This window comes from Enterococcus sp. HMSC078F03, assembly GCF_001811595.1.
Classification (GTDB): domain Bacteria; phylum Bacillota; class Bacilli; order Lactobacillales; family Enterococcaceae; genus Enterococcus; species Enterococcus faecalis.
Genome location: NZ_KV805530.1, coordinates 18674 through 39482 on the forward strand (window position 1 = coordinate 18674; position 20809 = coordinate 39482).

20 protein-coding genes are annotated in these 20809 nt (G+C 36.8%); 4 read left to right on the top strand and 16 right to left on the bottom strand.

Translation table 11 applies throughout. The features are described 5' to 3' along the window. The first annotated feature begins 277 nt into the window (after positions 1 to 277). On the top strand, positions 278 to 916 hold the full coding sequence (gene cbpA, locus HMPREF2810_RS00985; RefSeq protein WP_002365057.1) for a cyclic di-AMP binding protein CbpA: 639 nt from the start codon (positions 278 to 280) through the stop codon (positions 914 to 916). Between the two features lie 73 nt (positions 917 to 989). Here cbpA and murB read toward each other — a convergent pair whose 3' ends face one another. Both murB and HMPREF2810_RS00995 read right to left on the bottom strand, forming a co-directional pair. Next, complete coding sequence (gene murB / locus HMPREF2810_RS00990; RefSeq protein ID WP_002387193.1) at positions 990 to 1877, bottom strand: UDP-N-acetylmuramate dehydrogenase; 888 nt, start codon at positions 1875 to 1877, stop codon at positions 990 to 992. 86 nt (positions 1878 to 1963) lie between these two features. After that, the gene (locus HMPREF2810_RS00995) at positions 1964 to 2878 is read right to left on the bottom strand and encodes a Gfo/Idh/MocA family protein (protein WP_002382507.1); all 915 of its coding nucleotides are present in this window, start codon (positions 2876 to 2878) and stop codon (positions 1964 to 1966) included. A gap of 206 nt (positions 2879 to 3084) precedes the next feature. Here HMPREF2810_RS00995 and HMPREF2810_RS01000 point away from each other — a divergent pair, with 206 nt between their 5' ends. The 3 genes from HMPREF2810_RS01000 to HMPREF2810_RS01010 all read left to right on the top strand — a co-directional run bounded on the left by HMPREF2810_RS01000 (position 3085) and on the right by HMPREF2810_RS01010 (position 5118). Beyond that, a complete protein-coding gene (locus HMPREF2810_RS01000) occupies positions 3085 to 3840 on the top strand; it encodes an exodeoxyribonuclease III (protein WP_002382506.1) in 756 nt (251 codons plus the stop codon). 33 nt (positions 3841 to 3873) lie between these two features. Then, positions 3874 to 4407 carry a 3'-5' exonuclease gene (locus HMPREF2810_RS01005; RefSeq protein ID WP_010713133.1) on the top strand — a complete coding sequence of 178 codons (534 nt, stop codon included), beginning with the start codon at positions 3874 to 3876 and terminating at the stop codon, positions 4405 to 4407. 120 nt (positions 4408 to 4527) lie between these two features. Continuing rightward, positions 4528 to 5118, top strand: a complete 591-nt coding sequence (locus HMPREF2810_RS01010; RefSeq protein WP_002416195.1) for a hypothetical protein — start codon at positions 4528 to 4530, stop codon at positions 5116 to 5118. A gap of 99 nt (positions 5119 to 5217) precedes the next feature. Here HMPREF2810_RS01010 and HMPREF2810_RS01015 read toward each other — a convergent pair whose 3' ends face one another. The 14 genes from HMPREF2810_RS01015 to HMPREF2810_RS01080 all read right to left on the bottom strand — a co-directional run bounded on the left by HMPREF2810_RS01015 (position 5218) and on the right by HMPREF2810_RS01080 (position 20619). Continuing rightward, entirely contained in the window at positions 5218 to 6900 is a 1683-nt protein-coding gene (locus HMPREF2810_RS01015; RefSeq protein WP_010715414.1) for an FAD-dependent oxidoreductase, read from the bottom strand. 96 nt (positions 6901 to 6996) lie between these two features. Next, a complete protein-coding gene (gene ahpC / locus HMPREF2810_RS01020) occupies positions 6997 to 7560 on the bottom strand; it encodes an alkyl hydroperoxide reductase subunit C (protein WP_002367212.1) in 564 nt (187 codons plus the stop codon). 240 nt (positions 7561 to 7800) lie between these two features. Further along, entirely contained in the window at positions 7801 to 8490 is a 690-nt protein-coding gene (locus HMPREF2810_RS01025; protein WP_002381418.1) for an O-methyltransferase, read from the bottom strand. Between the two features lie 613 nt (positions 8491 to 9103). Then, positions 9104 to 10108 (bottom strand): lipoate--protein ligase, encoded by a 1005-nt coding sequence (locus HMPREF2810_RS01030; RefSeq protein ID WP_002356394.1) that lies wholly within the window; start codon positions 10106 to 10108, stop codon positions 9104 to 9106. A gap of 32 nt (positions 10109 to 10140) precedes the next feature. Beyond that, a complete protein-coding gene (locus HMPREF2810_RS01035; protein ID WP_002356393.1) occupies positions 10141 to 10881 on the bottom strand; it encodes an MBL fold metallo-hydrolase in 741 nt (246 codons plus the stop codon). Positions 10882 to 11025: 144 nt separating this feature from the next. Then, a complete protein-coding gene (locus tag HMPREF2810_RS01040; protein WP_002381417.1) occupies positions 11026 to 11817 on the bottom strand; it encodes a DUF975 family protein in 792 nt (263 codons plus the stop codon). A 20-nt stretch (positions 11818 to 11837) separates the two neighbouring features. Further along, positions 11838 to 12920 (bottom strand): M42 family metallopeptidase, encoded by a 1083-nt coding sequence (locus tag HMPREF2810_RS01045; protein ID WP_002367214.1) that lies wholly within the window; start codon positions 12918 to 12920, stop codon positions 11838 to 11840. A 212-nt stretch (positions 12921 to 13132) separates the two neighbouring features. Further along, positions 13133 to 14407, bottom strand: coding sequence for a D-alanyl-lipoteichoic acid biosynthesis protein DltD (gene dltD, locus HMPREF2810_RS01050; protein WP_002356390.1), 1275 nt, complete (start codon positions 14405 to 14407; stop codon positions 13133 to 13135). After that, positions 14407 to 14643: a D-alanine--poly(phosphoribitol) ligase subunit DltC gene (gene dltC, locus HMPREF2810_RS01055; protein ID WP_002382501.1), complete on the bottom strand. Its 237-nt coding sequence runs from the start codon at positions 14641 to 14643 to the stop codon at positions 14407 to 14409. The genes dltD and dltC overlap by 1 nt, the downstream gene beginning before the upstream one ends. Before the next feature lie 32 nt (positions 14644 to 14675). Next, positions 14676 to 15881 (bottom strand): D-alanyl-lipoteichoic acid biosynthesis protein DltB, encoded by a 1206-nt coding sequence (gene dltB / locus HMPREF2810_RS01060; RefSeq protein WP_002382500.1) that lies wholly within the window; start codon positions 15879 to 15881, stop codon positions 14676 to 14678. Beyond that, a complete protein-coding gene (dltA, locus tag HMPREF2810_RS01065; protein WP_002382499.1) occupies positions 15878 to 17398 on the bottom strand; it encodes a D-alanine--poly(phosphoribitol) ligase subunit DltA in 1521 nt (506 codons plus the stop codon). Before dltA ends, dltB begins: the two co-directional genes overlap by 4 nt. Positions 17399 to 17412: 14 nt before the next feature. Next, positions 17413 to 17562: a teichoic acid D-Ala incorporation-associated protein DltX gene (locus tag HMPREF2810_RS01070; protein WP_002356384.1), complete on the bottom strand. Its 150-nt coding sequence runs from the start codon at positions 17560 to 17562 to the stop codon at positions 17413 to 17415. Positions 17563 to 17765: 203 nt separating this feature from the next. Beyond that, entirely contained in the window at positions 17766 to 19862 is a 2097-nt protein-coding gene (locus tag HMPREF2810_RS01075) for an ABC transporter permease (RefSeq protein ID WP_002382498.1), read from the bottom strand. Then, a complete protein-coding gene (locus tag HMPREF2810_RS01080; protein ID WP_002356382.1) occupies positions 19852 to 20619 on the bottom strand; it encodes an ABC transporter ATP-binding protein in 768 nt (255 codons plus the stop codon). Before HMPREF2810_RS01080 ends, HMPREF2810_RS01075 begins: the two co-directional genes overlap by 11 nt. Positions 20620 to 20809: the final 190 nt, after the last annotated feature.

Sequence of the window (20809 nt, forward strand, 5' to 3'; positions counted from 1 at the left end):
ACCTCCTCTATTCACAAATTTACTTCTTAACAGTACCATTATTCGAAAAAGTTGTCAAAGTTTAATTTACTTTTTAAAGAAGCGCTGTGCCGATTCTTACGTAATTTTTTACCATTATCGCGAATACGTGCTTGATTTCTTTTACAAAATATCTGATTTTTCTTTATTTTCTATTTATTTTAACAAAATTGCTTTTATTCTGAGGTCTCAGCTATTGTTTTCTGCTAAGTTATGATATGATAAATTTATTAAAAATGAACCCTTAGGAGGCCTGTTTATGTTATTAAAATCTGTAGTTATTAAAAAAGATAATTTAACAACCGTCAATGAATCTTGTACTCTAGAAGAAGCTCTTTCTATTTTAGAAGACTCAGGTTACCGTTGTGTCCCAATTTTAGACGAATCTGGAAAAATTTTCCGAGGAAATATTTATAAAATGCATATTTACCGCCATAAAGCAAACGGTGGCGATATGAGTTTACCTGTTACCTATTTGTTAAAAAATGCCACAAAATTTATTTATGTCAACACTTCATTTTTCAAGGTATTTTTTACTATTAAAGAACTACCTTACATTGCTGTTTTAGATGAAAATAATTATTTTTACGGCATTTTAACACACAGCACCTTATTAAATATTTTAGCGCAATCTTGGAATGTAAAACAAGGGAGCTACGTTTTAACAATTGCTTCAGTTGGTCAACAAGGCGACTTAGCAGCCATTTCAAAAATCATTGCCAAATATAGCAGCATCGCCAGCTGTATTACATTGGATGTTGATAGTGAAGAATTTGTTCGTCGCACACTTATTACTTTACCAGCCGGCACAACTGCCGAAACGTGTACAGCCATTGTAGAACATTTAGAGCGGAAAAACTTTAAAGTTGTAGAATTGGAAAATTTAGAAGACGAGTAAAATTTACGATCTTTATCTTAGGATTTAAAGCTAGGGAGGCAAGTCAAAATGACTTGCCTCCCTAGCTTATTTTTTAGACTTCTTCACCAATAATTCGAACTTCCGTTTGTAATTCAACATCAAATTTTTCTTTAATCACTTCTTGGATATGTGCAATTAATTCCACATAATCTGTTGCGGTTGCATGATCGATGTTAACAATAAATCCCGCATGCTTTTCGGAAATTTGAGCACCGCCCCATTTTAAGCCTTGTAAGCCAGCGTCTTGGATTAATTTCCCTGTAAAATGACCAACAGGGCGTTTAAAGACACTGCCACAAGAGGGATACTCTAGCGGTTGCTTCAGTTCACGAAGTTCCGTTAATTCATCCATTTGGGCTTTAATTTCTGCATGGTTTCCTTTTTCTAAAGCAAACGTTGCTTGCAAGACAATACAATGTAATTCTTGAATTTCACTATGACGATAACGGAAATTCAGGTCTTCTTTCGTCATGGTTTGGATAGTTCCATCTGCCAACAGCACTTCTGCAGACTGGAAAACATCTTTAATTTCCCCGCCGTATGCTCCAGCATTCATATAAACAGCACCACCGACACTTCCCGGAATGCCACAAGCAAATTCAAAACCAGTTAAATCAGCTGCTAAGGCTTCGTAGGTTGTATCAATCAGCTTGGCACCAGCATCCACAATCATGGTGGTACCGGCTACTTTGATTTCTTTCATTTCTGTTAGCATAATCACGACATCGCGAATACCGCCATCACGAACAATCAAGTTGCTAGCATTGCCTAATACTAACCATGAAAGTCCTTGTTCTCGGCAATACGCCACAATCTCTTCGACTTCTTTTTTTGTTTTGGGTAAGGCCAACACATCAGCTGGGCCGCCTGTTTTGGTAAAGGTTACGTTTTTTAATGGTTCATCTACTAATAAAGTAATTTCGTTTAATGTTTCTAACATAGCTTTAGTGTTCACGAAAGTTAGTCCTTTCTTTTCAAAATATCTGTCTTATTCTAGCATGATAGAAAGAAAGTTGCTAGTCCTCTTTAAAGAACATGCCGTTGTTGTTGGCGTAGCATTTCTTCACATAACGCATGACTTTCATAGACTTTTTCTTGTTTTAACTCTTGCTCTTGCGGTTTTTTAATGGCCTGGATGAAAGCAGTAACCATTTGGTAAAAACCTCTTTTTTCCAATGTTGGCGTCCAATCTCCCATCTCTTTTACTTGGTATTCTTCTTCTGTTTGGATGGTCAAATGCGTTAAATTTTCCAAGCGATAAGTACCTGTGGGGCTGGTGACTTCAAAAGTTTCAGTATTGGCCCCAGAGTGTAAATCCATGGAACAAACAATCGTTGTCTGTTCGGTTTCTAATTGTAAAATTGCTCGTTTTAAATAACCGTTTTCTTCCACTAATTTTGACTGCACCACGTGGAGCGGTCCTTCCGCTAAATAAACTGCGGTATCAACGACATGTAAAAATAAATCATACATCATAAAACTTGTTTCTCTCGTTGTATTGATGCGGTTCTTTTTAATAAAAATAGTTTGTTTTTCAGGAATATTTTTCAATACTTCCGTATAAGGGGCAAAACGACGATTGAAACCAACCATCAGACACAGATTTTTTGCTGCTGCCAATGCTTGTAATTCTTTGACTTCAGCAAGCTCTTCACTTAAAGGTTTGTCCACAAAGACGTGAATACCAGCCTGTAATAATTGGCGAACGACTGCACCATGCACTTTTGTGGCTACATGGACAAAACAAGCATCAATCTTTGCTTCAATCAATTCTTCTATGGTCCCAACGGTTTCTGTAAAGCCATACTGATCAGCGATTTTTTGTCGTGTTTCTGGGTTTCTAGTTGCTAACACAAACTCTGCCAAATGGCGGCATTTACTATAAGTTGGCAAATACGCTTTTTGTGCAATATTTCCTAAACCAATGACTCCAATTTTCATTCGTTTGTCCTCATTTCTGCTCTTTTTACTATTTTATCATAGACTACTTCTTTCCAAAAATCAGTCATTTTCTCTTTTTCTTTTCAAGTATTTAAAACTTCTTTAAAAAGTATTAGAATAGAAGAAAGCACCAAGCGACCTTTTCTTTGGTTCTGGTTTGCACTGAAACGAGCAAAAGCGTTTCTTATTTGAAAGGAGTTTCAACAATGAAATGTATTTCTTGGAATGTCAACGGCTTACGAGCGGTTGTTAAAAAGAATTTTATGGATGTTTTTAATGAATTAGATGCAGATTTTTTCTGTTTACAAGAAACAAAATTACAAGCTGGGCAAATTGATTTAGAACTTCCTGGCTATCATCAGTATTGGAATTACGCCGAAAAAAAAGGCTATTCTGGCACAGCAATTTTCGCTAAAGAAGAAGCGTTAAGTGTTCGCTATGGCTTAGGTATCGAGGCTCACGATCAAGAAGGCCGCGTGATCACGTTAGAATATCCAGAATTTTTCATAGTCACTTGCTACACACCAAACTCACAAGCTGAACTAAAGCGTTTAGCTTATCGAATGACATGGGAAGATGCTTTTAGTGCCTATTTAAACGAATTAAATCAAGAAAAACCCGTAATTCTTTGCGGTGATTTAAACGTAGCTCATCAAAATATTGATTTAAAAAATTGGAAAACCAATCAAAAAAATGCGGGGTTCACGCCTGAAGAACGGCAAAAATTTACTGAGTTATTAGACAGTGGTTTCACTGATACATTCCGTTATTTTTATCCAGAAGCTGAGGGCATCTACTCATGGTGGAGTTATCGCTTTAATGCACGAAAAAATAACGCAGGTTGGCGGATTGACTATTTCGTTGTGTCAGAATCCTTGAATGAACGTTTAGTCAGTGCTAAAATCCATACAGATATTCTTGGTAGTGATCATTGTCCAGTGGAAGTTGTACTTGATTTTTAAGTGTTACTCAACGCGTTGAAAGGAGTTTTTTTAATGAACTTTTACGCTTTTGACTTTGAAACAGCTAGTTATGATAAACATAGTGCCTGTTCCATTGCAATTGTTAAAGTAGAAAATAGTCGGATTGTGGATGAATTTTACACGTTAATCAAACCAGAAACACCTTTTTTCTGGCGAAATACGCAAATTCACGGCATTCATGAATCAGATGTTGCCAATGCGCCCAAATTCCCTGAAGTATGGCAACAAATTCAGCATTGTTTTCAGCCAAATCGGTTAGTGGTCGCTCACAATGCAAGTTTTGATTGTAGCGTTTTGGCTGGCTGTTTAGATTACTATGGCTTAGAACAACCTAATTACCTTTCTTTATGTACTGTCAAAACGAGTCGCAAACTGTTTCCTGAATTTCCTAATCATAAATTAAATACCGTTTGTGAAAACCTCAATATCACTTTAAATAATCATCATGATGCTTTAGAAGATAGCCGTGCTTGTGCCGAAATTCTTTTACAGCAAGAACAACGATTTGGGGTTGAACCTTTAAAAAAATTAGTATTGGTGAAATAATCCAGTTCTTGTTTCCAGCGAAGGCATTATCTCTTTCAGTGGCTAGTTGGCAGGAGATAACGTCTTTTCTTTTACATAACTTTTCCGCTAAAACAAAAATTTTTCAGAAAGGACGTGATGATGTATTCGATTCTTTACTTATTCACAGACTCTCTCAAAAATGCGTGGCGCTCAAAAAAACAATTTAGTACGTTGATTCTTATCTTTATTATTAGTTTTCTGACTTTTTCTGCTCTATTATTGACTTTGTTGTTTTCTCGATGGCTTTCACAAATGATTCTTCTTGATAATTATGCAGTGATTCCTCCCTTGAAAATTTTCAGAGGTTTGGCTGGAATCAGCACTGGAACACTCTTTTTCTTCCTGATTAGTTATATTTGCCGAGCTTTCTTCCTAACTTTTTTAGAGCAAAAAAACGACTTACTGATCTTAGCTCTTTTAGGTACGACAAAATTACAAATTTTAATTAGCTATGCCTTACAACCCATCTATTATTTGATTTTTGTTTTGCCTTTAGCTGCTTTTCTAGCTAATAAGCTCATTCAACAGTTTATCCATGATTTTTTCAGCGAGGTGCCTGGTTTAATGCATATCGATAGCTACATGCAAGGTATCTTTTTACCACTAACAGGAAGCCTATTGTTCATTTGTTGTTGTGTCTTTTTAATTCTTTTTAGGAAACTCAATCGCTTAATCAAAAAAGGTACTTGACTAACTATGCGAAAAAAGTGAGAAATACATCATCTCGACGTATTTCTCACTTTTTTGAATGACTTAGGTCTTTAGGCTATTTACTTTTTTCCGCCTCTTTTAAGCCAAGGCTTCAATAATTTCGGTCATTGTTTTTGAACCAAAAATCATTTGTTCGCCATCAATCAGCATTGCTGGAACGCTCATAATTTTCTTTTCTTTTTTCAACTCTGGAAATAGACTAATGTCCACCATTTCTGCTTCAACATGAGGATTAATTGATGCAATCCGTTGGCAAGCGGCCACGACATCGGGACAGAAATGACATGTTAGTGAAACAAAGATTTCTATTTTTCTTTTTGGCAATGCAAGTATGTTCTTTTGCAGACTTGCTTCTAACGGCTGCCCCTCGCTGCCGACATTATAAACCGCCAAAACCAACGAGTTTACTTCATGTCCACTAGGAATACCACTAAATTTAATTCCTGTATAGTTTCCTGCCGCATCTAAGAGCACAACGCTAGGCATTTTTTCAATCCCATACAGCAATTCTTTGGCTGGCTCAGTATCTTTCAAAATCGTTTCTAAAGTAATCTTCTGATCCAGACTTGCAAATTCTGTTAAGAATGACTGAAGTTCCAATGATTTTTCATCACTTGCATCCAAAAACTGAAGCAATGTCACTTTTTTGGTTAGTTTAGCGAAAATACCGCTTAATTGTTGGCGCATACTTTCTGGGAACCACTGATGCTTACCAGTAACTTTCGCTGGCTGTTTTTCTTTTGATTGCTGACTGTTTGTTTCAGGGGCAGATTGATTAGCTAATCGTTCAGTCATTCGCTTCGTTACAATCGGTTGGCCCGCCTGTGTTTTTTGTTCTGTCACGTAACGTTGCGCATGAGTGGCGGCAATTGCACCGTCTGCAACCGCCGTCACAATTTGACGTAATTCTTTTATTCGTAAATCTCCTGCTGCATAAACGCCAGGAATATTGGTTTCCATATTCTCAGTTGTTGGCACATACCCACGGTCTAAGGAAATTTTCCCTTCAAAAATTTCTGTACTTGGTTTATTTCCAGCAAAAACAAACAGACCAAATGTACTGTCTTTTGGTGCTTCATAAACCGTTTCTTCTCCCGTCTGGTTATTGACAAACACAGCTTTCCGGACAAAATCATCTCCCGTAATTTCTTTCACTTCTGTGTTATAAACAATCTTAATTTTCGGGTGATTTTTGGCCGCCTCCGCAGTTAATTTTGCACATGTAAAATCAGGTTCTCGGATAATCATCGTTACTGATTTACCGTAACGTGTCAAATAAACGGCCTCTTCCGCTGCTGCATAACCGCCACCAATCACAAAAATATCCAGACCTTGGAAAAACTCCCCATCACAAGTAGAACAATAGGCCACGCCGCGTCCTGTAAATTCACTTTCACCAGGGAAACCAATTTTACGAGCAGAGGCCCCTGTCGCAATCAATACTGCATATGCTTGGTAGGTTTGACTCGCCGATTGAACAGTTTTTATCGTTTGACTAAAATCAACATCAATAATCTCGTCGTTTGTAAAAGCTACACCGAAGTCTTGTGCTTGAATGCGCATTTCTTCCATTAGTTCTGGACCTGTTGTGTGACGAATCGCTGGATAGTTCACAATTTCAGAAGTCGTCGTTACCTGTCCGCCAATTTTGTCTTTTTCAATAATTAAGGTATCCATCATTGCGCGACCTGCATAGATACCTGCAGATAAAGCAGCTGAGCCGCCACCAATAATAATCAAATCGTAGATTTCATCTGTCACTTGCTTCTCCTCTTTCTTCTGTGTTTCAGAAAAAGAGCTGAACAAAACATTTTCTCTGTTTTATCCAACTCTTTGACCTCTATTTACAAAGCGAATTTAAATTTTACCAACTAAATCTAAGCTTGGCGCAATTGTTTCTTCTCCTGGTTGCCAATTGGCTGGACAAACTTTATCACCATGTTCTGCTACAAATTGAGAAGCTTCTAATTTACGAACAAGTTCTTCAGCATTACGACCAATACCCATGTCGTTGATTTCATAAGATTTGATGTCACCTTCTGGACTCACAATAAATGAAGCACGGTAAGCCATTCCAGAAGCTTCATCTAAAACGCCAAAGAAACGAGCAAGTTGACCGTTGGGATCGGCTAACATTGGATATTTAATTTTTCCAATCGTTTCTGTAGCGTCAGCCCATGCTTTATGCACATAATGACTATCTTCTGAAACAGAGTAAACCTCACAATTTAATTCCTGTAAATGCGCATAATGCTCTTGCATATCCCCTAATTCCGTAGGACACACGAAAGAAAAATCAGCTGGATAAAAGAAGAAAATACTCCATTTTCCTAAAATATCTTCTGTTGATACTCGTGTAAATTCACCATCGTGATAGGCATCACATTCAAAGTCAAAAAGTTTTTGATTAATTAAATTCATTGTCGTTCCTCCTCTGTTTTTTTACTCTTTAAGGATAACAGTTTATAATTATTCCGTCAATAGAATAATTATAAACAAACAAGGTTTTATTAACACATAATACTGTCCTATTGAGAATTTTATGATTATCATTCTCAATTAGAAATAGTGAGATAACTTTTTAAATAACATAAAAAAGAAAGCGAATCATTAAAAGAACTTGCTTTTTAATGATTCGCTTTCTTTTTGTGAAGACATTCTTTAACTATCTAAAATAATCGTTTCTTTCTCTTTGGTAATTAAAATAACTCCATCACCAAGAGGAACTAAAGTAGAAGTTAAATCAGGATGCGCCATGACTACATCTAAAAATTGGTTTAATTTACGATGAATCGCTCGATTTTTTTTCGGTACTTCCTCAGCAGGGTCTAAAATTGTCCCAGCTTGAAATACATCATCCACCATTAAAACGCCGCCAACTGGCAGCAACCGTAAACATTCAGGTAAAAATTCAATGTATTTTGATTTGGCACTATCCATAAAAATAAAGTCATAAGGTCCTTCCAACGTTGGTAGAATCTCAGCTGCTTGTCCTTCTAAAAGAGTGACCTTTTCTTCTAAGTCTAGGCGTTGGTAGGTTTTCTTCGCTTTTTTTATCATTACGTCAAAACGATCAATCGTGGTCACGTGACCATCTTCACCAACAAATTGGGCCATCAAGCTTGAAGAAAAACCAATTGCTGCCCCGATTTCTAAAATATTTTTAGGCTTTAGTTGTCCTAGCAAAAATTGTAGAAAAACTACTGTTTCGTGCGGAATAATCGGCACCCCTGCTTCATTGGCTTCTGCCTCCACGGCACCTAATTCTCCGGGAAGTTTCTTTTGTTTTGTACGCATATACTCAACCAATTCTGGTTTAACGACTGGTCGATGCATCATTTCGTTTCTCATCACTTTCGCTCCTTTTCGTCCCTTTATTATACGAAGTCCTTGTTCCTCTGTAAAGGATTGAAATAGGATTCTTAGTATTTGTTTGAAAATAACCTACACATTCTTAACTTCCTAGCTAAGTGCGGATTACTTTTTGTAAGCACATTTTTTCTTTGTTTCCGCTATTTTTTATTAAGTTTTAATTAGAAAACGTCAAAAAGTAGCCCTCAAGAACATACTTATTGATTTTTTCTCGTTATTTCTTATAAAAATACTTCTACATATGTTAATATTTTCCCTTAAATCACTCTCAATTCTTGCTATTTCAAGCCCCAAAACAAGCCTATAACCTTGCTAAAATAAGAAACGTCAAATTTTACTACTTTGTCTGTAAAAATTTGGTATCACAAAAGAAAGGAAATCTTGTATACTCTTTACAGATAGTGATTTATAGTGAAGCACATAACCAAATTCCCGGACTTGACTTGGTTCAAGTACATATGCAGGCGAGCTATTTGATAGTTCCCTGATAAAAATCGTTTCGACGATTTTGCACATAGTACTACCTTTCTAAAAGCTAAAAATTATTTTTTAGCTAGAAAAAAGACAACCGTTTGAAACGGCTGTCTTTTTTTTAATAAATTAACCCAAGCAAATCTTCTTTTTCGATATTGCCAAAGTATTTTTTTACGTCAATTTGATCAATGGCTTCTTCTAAAGAAGCTTTATCATATTTCACACCGGTTAAAATATCTTCAACATCTTTAATTTCACCAAGCCCAAAGAAGTCCCCAAAGATTTTAATTTCTTGAATGGCACCATCTGCCACATTCATTTTCATTTCAATTGAACCAATTGGGAAACGATGGCGACGTTCTAAGTTAAATGCAGGTGATTTACCATAATTCCAATCCCAATTGCGATAGTATTGCTCTGAAATTTTGTTAATAGCCGCCCAGTCTTGATCAGTTAATTCATACGTTTTAACTTGGTCGATCGAATCTACGCCGAAAATTTTCAAAAGAATTTCTTGGCGGAATTCTTCCGTTGTCATCTCTTGTTTATCTTCAGATAAAAATGGTTTAATGTTTGTTACCCGTGAACGAACAGACTTGATACCTTTAGATTCGATTTTATCTTTCCGTACTTTCAATGTATTTACAACTTCATCAATATCACTATCAAACATTAAGGTTCCATGTGCAAACATGCGGCCGTTGGTAGCGTACATCGCATTTCCTGAAAACTTCATATCATTAATCACTAGGTCATTGCGCCCTTTTAATTCGGCACCTTCAACGCCTAAGTCGTGCAATGCTTGAATAATTGGTTGGGTAACTTTCGCAAAATCACGGAAAGAGTTGCCGTCATCTGGCATAATAAAACTAAAATTCAAATTACCATGATCATGATAAACGGCGCCGCCGCCACTTAAGCGACGAACAACATGAATGCCGTGCTCATCTACATATTCTTTGTTAATTTCTTCAATTGTGTTTTGGTTACGGCCAATAATGATTGACGGCTCGTTAATGTAAAATAAAAGGATGGGCTCATCTAAAGGCATTTCTGTTAACAAATATGTTTCAATTGCTAAATTCACTCGTGGGTCATTATTTTCATTCGGTACAAAAATCACAATCGGTTCTCTCCCTTGGTATAGTTACTTTTTTAAATCTCAACTGTTAAATCTGGTTGGGCTAATGTCACTGGAATTTCCGTTCCAGCATAGTTTTGCGCTTCTTCACGTAGTTGTTCCAATGACCCATGTTGTGGTAAATGGGTCAACATCAATTGTTTGACTTGTGCGGCTTTGGCAATTTCACCCGCTTCTCTTGATGTAAAATGTGCATGATGTCGTTCATTACCTTCAAATAAGTACGTATCCGCTAAGAATAAATCCGCGTCTTTTGCAAAGTCTTCAAAACTTGCTAAGTAACCAGAGTCTCCTGTAAAGACAAAGACTTTGCCGGTCGCTTTTTCAACAATCCGCATCGCGTAACAAGTGACAGGATGAATCGTTTCCATGAAAGTAATTAAAAATGGTCCTACTGCCAACTCTTCTGCTTCAAAATACTCTTTCCCTTCGGAAACGTTAGGAAGCGTTAGTTCTTTGAAATGCATTTGATCTTGTGTATGGCCATATATTGGCAAAATAGGAGTCGGTTCCAGCGTTGGATAAAGCTGACGATAATATTGTAAAACGCCTAAATCTGCGATATGGTCATGATGATAATGCGACAGAATGACAGCATCTAATTTCAATGGATCTAGATAGTTTTCTAAACGCACTAATGTTGTACTGCCTGCATCAATAAGCAAATGAAAGCCTTCAGATTCTAACAAATAGGAACTCGTTCCTTCTCCTTTGTATGGATAAGCACCTAAACAGCCTAAGACAGTCAATTTCATGTGTGGACAACCTCCTTCAATACGATACTTCCATGTTACCATAGAATAACGGAAAAACGAGGTTAAAACGCTTAAATTTTCACAAAAAGACAAAGAAAAAACCTGAACCCTTTGTCGAGATAACAAAGGATTCAAGCTTCTTTTTTATTCTTCGGCTAAACCTTTTTCTTCTAAGGCAGTTTGATAAAAACTAGCTAACGCTACATGGTTATAAGGAATCACCCATAATAGACCGATACCAATAGCTAAAAAGCCCACAATATACCAACCAATAAAAGAAAATTGTAAACATAAATATTGCCAAAAACGATTTTTCATTAAATATAACGCCTGTTTCAACGCCATCATAATTGGCAGTTCTGGATTATCAAAACGTAGCCACACAGCAAATTGAAAAACGCCACTCACAAACAAACCAATTAAAAAGATCAAGATAGTGGCAACGCCAAACGCTAGGAAAAAGGAAAAATCATTTAAGAAAAAGGTTTGGATTTCCTCTGGTGTAACTGTACTAAACATCAATTTGAAATACAAGGTTGTCCCTGCACCAAATAAAATTGGTAACAAAAATAACAAACCAATTACACGTTCAAGTACTTTTTGAAGTAGGTTGACCACGAATAGCGGACCATAATATTTTCCTTGAAAAACACTCATTAAAATATTGACCCGCACCTTTTCACCACGCAACACCTTCAAGGCTGCGTAATATAGCGCATAACTTAACGCGAATAAAACAAAAATTTGCAGTAATACTGCGGCAAAACTACTTTGAAAAACTTGATTTTCACCAGAAAATAAATTTTGCACAATCGATGTTAAGAAGCTCTGTAAAACCACTCCTAAGAAAGTTAACCAAGCCATGATCCCCCATTGCCCATCAAGGGCTCTGCGAGCATTGGCACGATGTTGCGAATTTGTTACTAAACTTTTCATTCATTCCATCCTTTCTGAAACTAATAACTAGTCAATTTAGCGACTGTTTCTTTATCTAGACGTTTCACCACTTCTGTGACTAATTTGACTGTGTTGAAATAATCATCTTCATGAATAACTGAGGTATGTGAATGCAGATATCTAACAGGCACCGTGATGGCTAATGATGGAATCCCATTGCGTGTTAAATGCATGCGGCCAGCATCCGTACCTCCCCCTGTAATCACTGTATATTGGAAGGGAATGTTATTTTCTTCCGCCACTTGAATAACAAAATCACGTAATTTTTTATGCGGAATCATTGATGCATCATAAATCAAAATTTGTGGTCCTTCACCTAAAACAGAGTCGGCTTCTTTAGGTGTCATTCCTGGTGTGTCACCAGCTGTTCCTGTGTCTAAAGCAAACGCTATGTCTGGATTCACAAGATGCGTACTTGTTTGCGCACCGCGTAGCCCGACTTCTTCTTGCACATCACTGCCTGCAAATAAAATATTGGGGTGCCCTTCTGTCGCTAAATTTTCTAAAACTTTTAATGAAACGGCCGTACCAATTCGGTTATCCCACGCTTTTGCCAATAAAAATTTTGTATCATTCATGCGACGATAGTCAATATATGGTGTCACCATATCCCCTGGATGAATCCCCCATTCTGCAACTTGTTGATCGCTACTTGCACCAATATCAATAAACATATCTGCAATCTCATAGGGTTTGTTACGAACTTCCGCTGTTAACACATGCGGTGGTTTAGACCCAATGACACCATGGTAAACCTTACCAGTCGTAGTTTTAATCTGAACTTGTTGGGCCAACATCACTTGCCCCCACCAACCGCCAACGGTTTGAAATTTTAAAAAGCCTTTTTCTGTGATTTGGGTAACCATGAAACCGACTTCATCCATATGCCCAGAAATGTAGACTTTTGGTCCTTCTTTATCACCAACATTTTTTGCAATAATACTGCCAAGGCCATCATATAAAAATTTATCCGCATACGGTGCTGCATACTTTTTAAATAACGAACGTACTTCGTCTTCATTCCCAGCAATCCCTTTAGCACTTGTTAAATCAATTAACATTTTTTCTTCTTTTGCATCCATAAAAATAACTCCCCTCAAAAACCAATTTTATCCATTATACCACGAACTAAAAAAATACTTACAAAAAATAAATTGAGCAACGTTCTCCACTAAAAATAAACGAAAAAACAGCCTGCACGCTCGTTATTCAACGGCAGGTACAGGCTATTTTCATTGTTACGAAGCGCTTCTAGTCCGCTTCAAATACTTGGTACTTAATCCATCTTGCCTTCTTAAAATTGAGGTAAGACCAATGGATTTTGTTGTTGCCAATCTGTCTGATAAAAACGATCATCAATTTGATACGCTAACTTTTTAGACGCAGGTTGTTTCATAAATTCATCTACTTGACGATCAACAGCGAGCCAACCACGCCAACCTAAATGAATCGTGTCCGCCATAAAGTAACGTTCATTACTACATGTTGAGAAGTCAGCAATGTTAGTAAAGCCTTGCTCTTGAAGTTGATATTTCAGCTTGCGTGCTACTTGTTGCAACATATCTTGTGACAAGCCCGTATAGTCCGACCAACGTTTGTTAACAGGTGGGATTACAAATAAAACATCGACATTTTTTTCTGCTAACTGTTCTAACGCAGCTTGGAAATCACCATATTCTGGAGAAAAACGATAATCCCATTTCTTTTGTGAATGAGCTAATTTCGGTAAAACTGGTTTAATCCGTTGGCGATAAAAACCGTTACTAATTTCAAATTTATTATTATTTATGGCTTTTGCCGCAATTTTTCCAGCTAGCTGATCTAATTCATTAAAATTATACGTAGCGGGTAATTGTTTCATATCTTTTTCAACAATTGGTTCTCTGCTAACCATGCCAATTTGGCTAAACAATTCATCCTCACGATTCAAGAAACGGAGATTCATTATAAAATAATCTCGTTGAGAGCGTTGGGGAAGTTGCCCTGCCTGCAGATTTGCCAAAGTTTCCATTAAGACTTTGTCTTTTTGAACAACTGGAAATTTGGTCAAACGTTGTGCTAGATATTGGTCACCACTGGTTAATTCGGTTAAATTAGCTAACCATTGATAGGTTTGTAATTGTGAATAGTGTGCACCAAAACTATCATTAGGTACACCCTTTTTGACAAACCATTGCGGAGATAAAATAAAGACCGCTTTTTTATTGGCGATCGCATCGCCCATCGAATGAATGACCATCGCTTGGGTTAATGACTGTGTGCCCGCTTCTCCTAGTAAAAACGGTCGGTAGTTCCGTTGATACTTTTCAGAGAGCACACTAGGGTGGAAAGCACTAAATCGACTTAATTCAGAAGAGCCAAAAAAAGGAACATATTTACCAGAAGCCACTGCTTTGTTTTTAATCACATTGCCTTTTAAAACGTTCGGTGCCATTGACGTTGATGCTTCCTTCAACGTTTTTTCGGAAGTTAAATTGATTCTGAACGGTGCAAAAAAGAACACTGCAACCAAGACCGCTGAACAAAGCACTGGACCTAAGATTCTGATTAGTCGTTTTTTTCTAGACATTATTGTAAAGCTTCCACTTGTTGAATGATTTGTTTTGGTGTTCCCCATACTTCACGGTCAAAGTCTGATACAGGAACTTGGATTCCTAATTGTCCTTCAATTTCTACTAATAATTGAACCGTTGCTAAAGAGTCCAATAATCCTTCTTTAAATAATTGAATATCTTGATTGTTCACAACTTCGTCTGTTCCTGTAATATCTTCTAAAATGTTTAATACTGTTTCTTGAATGTTCATTGTAAATTGCCCCTTTATATTTTTATTTTTGTTTATTTAAACCATAGTTTGTCTAAAAATCCTGAGAAAATCAGGAAGCTGACACAAACCGCTTGGAAAGTTAAAAAGACTGCAAATGCATGTGTAAATTTGTTTGATGGTATCTTGTCTTTATGTTTTTTCTTAAAACGTAGCCAAGCATCTGTCACACAAATTAGTGTTGCATGGTAGAGCCCATAAGCGATGTAGAACCACGTTAATCCATGCCAAATGCCCATGATTAAGAACAACGCAAAGTAACCAATATTAGAAGTCACAATCCGACTCTTAAAGACTTTCTTTTTCATTAAGAAAAACATTAAGCGCATGTAAATGTAATCACGGAACCAAAAAGATAAGGTCATGTGCCAACGATTCCAGAATTCTTTAATATTCCAACTTAGGAACGGTTTGTTAAAGTTCATTGGTGTATCATAGCCCATTAAATAACTTGTGCCAACGGCCAGTAAACTATAGCCTGCGAAATCAAAGAATAGATACAAACTGTAATTATACATATAGCCGACTGTCCACCAAGATAAACCACCTTGTGCCAAGGCCATTTTTTCCACATGTGGTAAAAAGACACCACCAAGATAATGACTGATAATAAACTTATATAAAAATCCTAGAAATAAATAAAAAATTCCTTTTTCTAAAAAGTCTAAATATTTCTCCGCACTCGGCGGGTTTTTCAAATCTTTTTCAAAGCGCCGATAACGATCGATGGGTCCTGAAGAAATAGTCGGGAAAAACAAGAGAAACTGAATGTAACGAAACGGATGATATTCTTTCATTACGCCATCCCGTAAATCCATGACCACTTGGACCGCTTTAAAGGTTAAATAAGAAATCCCTAAAAAGCCAAGTAAGGTTGTTTTGCCTGTCATGAAGGGAGAAACTTTCACCCAAACAAGCGGTAATATAGCTAAAAAGACAGCCAGATAAAAGACCCAACCTGCATTTTTATTTTTTCGATAAGCCGCATAGCCCCACGTTAGTAACGTTTGATAAATAACATATACAATCAGAGCGACTCCTTGTTGCCAAAATTCGCCACCAAAACTGATATATAGAAAGACCAATGTCACGAGTGTTTGGTACCAAGGCCAACGTGTCCCTTTAATGGCTAAGGTTAAAATCATTGGCAACAGAGCCGCAATTAGCAGAACGAAGTAATACGGTGCATTATAGGGAATCATATGAGGAAAATTCATCATGTGGCATTCACCTCATTCATCAACCCTTTCCGATCAATTTTGCCATTACTTGTCAAAGGTAATTGTTCAACATATACAAATTTTTGTGGAATCATATAGTCCATTGTCAACGTGGCTAATTCTTGTTTAATTGCCTTAGTTAATTGAAAATCACTTGAAAATTCATGTGCTTGCGGAACGACATAGGCAATTAATTGTTGGACTTTATTTCCTTGATATTTCGGCACAACGACTGCTTGTTTCACGTAGGAAACATTCGTTAAGTGATGATCCACTTCTTCTAACTCAATGCGGTAGCCATGCAATTTAATTTGAAAATCTAAGCGTCCCTCATACTGCAATAGGTTATCGACTAACTTTCCAGCATCGCCTGTGCGATAAGCTGGTACGCCATCTAATTGGAAAAAAGCTTCAGCTGTTTTCGCAGGATTATTTAGATAGCCTTTGGAAACACTTGGTCCAGCAATGACGATTTCACCAATTTCACCTGCAGGTAATTTTGACATGCCTTCCATAATATAAATTTGCGTATCCTCTTTCTCATACCCGATTGGTAAACGTTGAACACTTTTTAAAACTTCTTGAGTGATTTCAATGGCACTAATCGCTACAGTCGCTTCTGTCGGCCCATACGTATTATAAATATGCGCAGTTGGGAAACGAGCGGCTAATTTCTCAGCCGTTGGTTTTGGTAATTCTTCTCCACAGAATAAAAACGTGCGCAGTGCTGGTAGATGTTCACCATCGAAGCTTGGTTCCATTAGACACAATTCAATAAAGGACGGTGTTGAAACCCAGACGTCGATTGTTAATTGTGGCAAACGCGTAAATAATTGTTTAAAATCGTTAATGATTTCATTGGGTAACGGAGTTAATGAGCCGCCTAACGCCAATGCGGGATAAATAGACATCACCGATAAATCAAACGAATAAGGTGCCTGTGCTAAAAAGCGGGCCCCTTCTTCTAAACCAAAATCTCGCAACAACCAATTCGTAAAGCTAACTAAATTATCATGGCTGATTTGCACACCCTTTGGTACGCCAGTTGTCCCTGAAGTGAAAATGATATAGTAATTACTTGCTCCTGTGACAGGCGTCAACGCAGGCGCATGTCGAGGTGCATGCATCATCATTTCTGTTAATTCTTCCGCCGTAATTACTGGCACTTCGGTGGCTAACTCAGGCCATTCATGCACAGCAATCACTGCGGTTGGTTTGGCTACGTTTAGAATTAGTTCAATGCGTTCTTTTGGTGTATGTGCATCAATGGGGATATAGCTAAAACCAGCTTTCGATGCGCCTAGAAAACTCACAATCATTTCAAAATCTAATTCTCCGTATACGACAATCGCTGACTTGTCCGTTTTCAGCTCAGCTAAATAAGCGGCTAGATTGTCTGACTTTTCTTTTAACTCTCCATACGTAGAGACTTTTTCTTCGGTTAAATAAACAGGACGTTGGGGTTCTTTACGTGCCCATTCATCAATCGTTTGAATCATATTAATTACTTTTTCCATATATAGCCGCCTCCTTAAAACTCGTTATAAATGAAGGTTCCTCCATTGATATTCTTGTAATGATAAAGATAAATTAATGCAATGACAATGAAAGAATAAAATAACGTTTTACCGATGAATTTAAGACTTTCGTTATTGAGAATTTTCTGAAAAGTTGTTTTCATTATCATTCACCTCCTAAGGTTAATCGCTATCCATTATTTTATGCTATATTTCAGCAAAGTCCATTGAAATTTCTTACAATTTAATAAAAAAACTAACAATTTCGTCACTTCTTAAATTTTCATGATTTTCATAAAGGGAACTCTCATAATTTTTTCGCATAAAGAAACTGTAAAAACCGCTTCACAACGGCTTTTACAGTTTTTTAAAAATGGATGTGTCGAATCATCCGCGCATAAATGGCAGACGTTAAAATATAAAAAATTAGATAAACAATTATTAAGATTCCACAAGAAAGATATACTAACAAATATCCTGGACTCTTAATAAATTGGCTTAACAAATAAATAGCAAAGGTGGTATGCAAAATCCCAATGACCATCGGCGGAAAGAAAATCAAACTATTCTGTCGATAAATTTGCTTAGTTATCGCTTTACTAGAAACACCCATCCGTTTTAAAGTCACGTAATCTTGACGCTCACTTACAGCTGAAAACAGTTGTCGTAACATCAAAATACTGCCCGTAATAAACAACGCTAAAATCGCCACAAACATGGAGACATATAAAGTCAAACCGTTAATTTTTCGTTCATAGCGTAAAGAGGCGTAGCGATCATTCATATTTAGCCGCCAAGTTTCTGTGACATCATCTTGCGTATTCTTTGCCTCTTCGTTAGGCATTTGTTTGGCAAAACCACTCAACTGCTGGTTGTTTTTTTCATACTTATACAAAATTGGTGTTTGCCATTCTGTGGCAATCTGTTTATTTACGGCTTCATAAAGTTTTTCACGGCTTTTCGTGTCAACATTTACGGCGTTAATCTGATATTGAATGGAATTTTTTGTCACTTTCTGATAAAGGGCATCGGAAACGACAATCGTTGGTAAGGAATATTGCAGTAAAAAATTGCCTAAATAGTTTGGCAGCACTTGTTGCAGTTGTGCCGTCTCTCCTTCAACAAATTGCAGTTTCGCGCCATAACGAGACATACCACTTAAGATATTGGTAAAGCTATCCATATAGATTACACTTTGGTCATTTTTTAAATGTAAATCATTCAAATAAGGATTAATTTTTTGATAGTTACGATAATTGGAGAAGGATAAAACATTAACTGCTTCAATCGTTTCTTGTTCCTCTTGCGCTTGACCAATTCGCAAGGTGCGTTCAATTCCAGTAATTTTATAAGAAAGTGTCACTTCATTTTTTATTTTGGTGTCCTTCGCTTCATCGAGAACTTTCTTCAATTTAGGATAGCTTTCCTGTGAAACTAAAAAGTCCACGGGGCCATCACTGTTGACCGTGTGCATACTAATCGTATACACAAAAACCATCACGCCGATCCCACTCAAGGCTGTCGCAATTAACAAGGTCAAACCAGTGAGTGTTTTGCTACTTTTAAATAAGTAGCGTTTGGCATTGCCTAAAATAATCATGCGTAAATCTTGGTAATACCATTTTTTTCTATGATTAAATAAGCGAATGATAAAATACATAGTATAACGGAAAAATAAATAAGTTCCCACCACACATAGACCCAAAATGATAAAAGGGGTCAACGTAATAATCATTGGAATCGAGATATCCAATGAATCATTTAATTGTTTATACACAATACCTGTCGCTAAATTACGAAAATCAAACGCAATAAAATAACCGGCCAGTAAACAAATAGGACCTAAAATACCTAGAAACTGCCGCCGTTTCGTTAAACGACTATAATTAATTTGACCAATTTTTTCTTGGTGCATAAGCTGCGACAATGGATAACGATAAATCATCCAAATACTTCTTAAGCAGACAATCAGAATCATAAATGCAAAAGCTACACCGGTTTCAATAACGGAACGCCAAGAAATATAGAAGAAACTGGGCACTTCTAAAAACATAACTTTGGCTAAAATCATTGAAAACAACTTGGTGAAAATCACTCCTAAAATAATCCCATTAATTAGTGAAACAAAGCCTAAAACTAAATTTTCCACTAAAAAAATTAGTGAAACTTGGCTCTTTCTCAAGCCAATTAATCGATACAATCCAATTTCTTGGCTACGTTTTCCTATAAAAAAACGATTTGCTGCCAACATAAAGCCCAAAATAATAATGGTGACTAAGGTACTACCAAGTCCTAAAGATCGCTTAATTTCGATATCACGGCCTGCACCTGCGACAAGAGGCTGGTTGTAAGCAATCGCACGGAAACAATAATAAACGACCGCTGCAAAAGTCATACTAATGTAATAAACCAGATAATTAGGTACATGAGCTTTTAAATTTTTTAATGATAGTTTAAAAATCATTTGCGCGCCCGCCTCCACCAATCGTTGCTTGCATATCTATCACACGATTAAAAAATTCCTTACGTGATCCTTGACGAACAACTTCTGAGAAAATCGCACCGTCTTTAATGAATAAGATGCGATTGCAAAAACTGGCCGTGTACGGGTCATGTGTCACCATCAAAATTGTGGCATCATCATGTAGATTAATTTCAGCTAAATATTTCAACAATTCTGTTGCTGATTTTGAATCCAGCGAGCCAGTTGGTTCATCTGCAAAAATAATTTTAGGGTTCGTAATCAAAGCACGAGCAGCTGCTACCCGTTGTTTTTGTCCCACAGATATCTCTGGTGGATAAGCAGATAAAAGCTCCTGAATCCCCAAAATCGAAGTCACATGTAACAAACGTTTATCCATTTCTTCTAATGAAACTTTTTCTACAGCTAAAGGCAACAGAATATTGTCCTTCACATTTAACGTATCAATTAAGTTAAACGATTGAAAAATAAACCCCATTTCGTTTCTCCGAAAATCACTTAATTGATTATCTCGCATTTTCAAAATATCTTGTCCGGCGATGCGCACGATTCCTGCGGTTGGCAAAATAATCGAGGATAAGACATTCAACAGTGTCGATTTCCCGGCACCACTGGGACCCATAATCCCCACAAATTCACCTTCATCAACGGTAAACGAAATATTATCTAATACTTCTGTTTTATTATTTAAACGACCATATGTCTTGCTGACATGGTTTACTTCTACAATTTTTTTCATTTTTCTCGCTCCAACGTTTTGTTATTACTCTTATTTTACCAAGAAAAAATCTGAATGAACATCGTTTTATCTTACAATATCGTTCGGTAGTCAAAGAATAATTGGCATTTCGTGAATAAATCTGCAAACAATTATTATTTAATAATTGTTATTTTTTAGTGTTGCTTTTAGCAATTTGGCAAAAAACTCT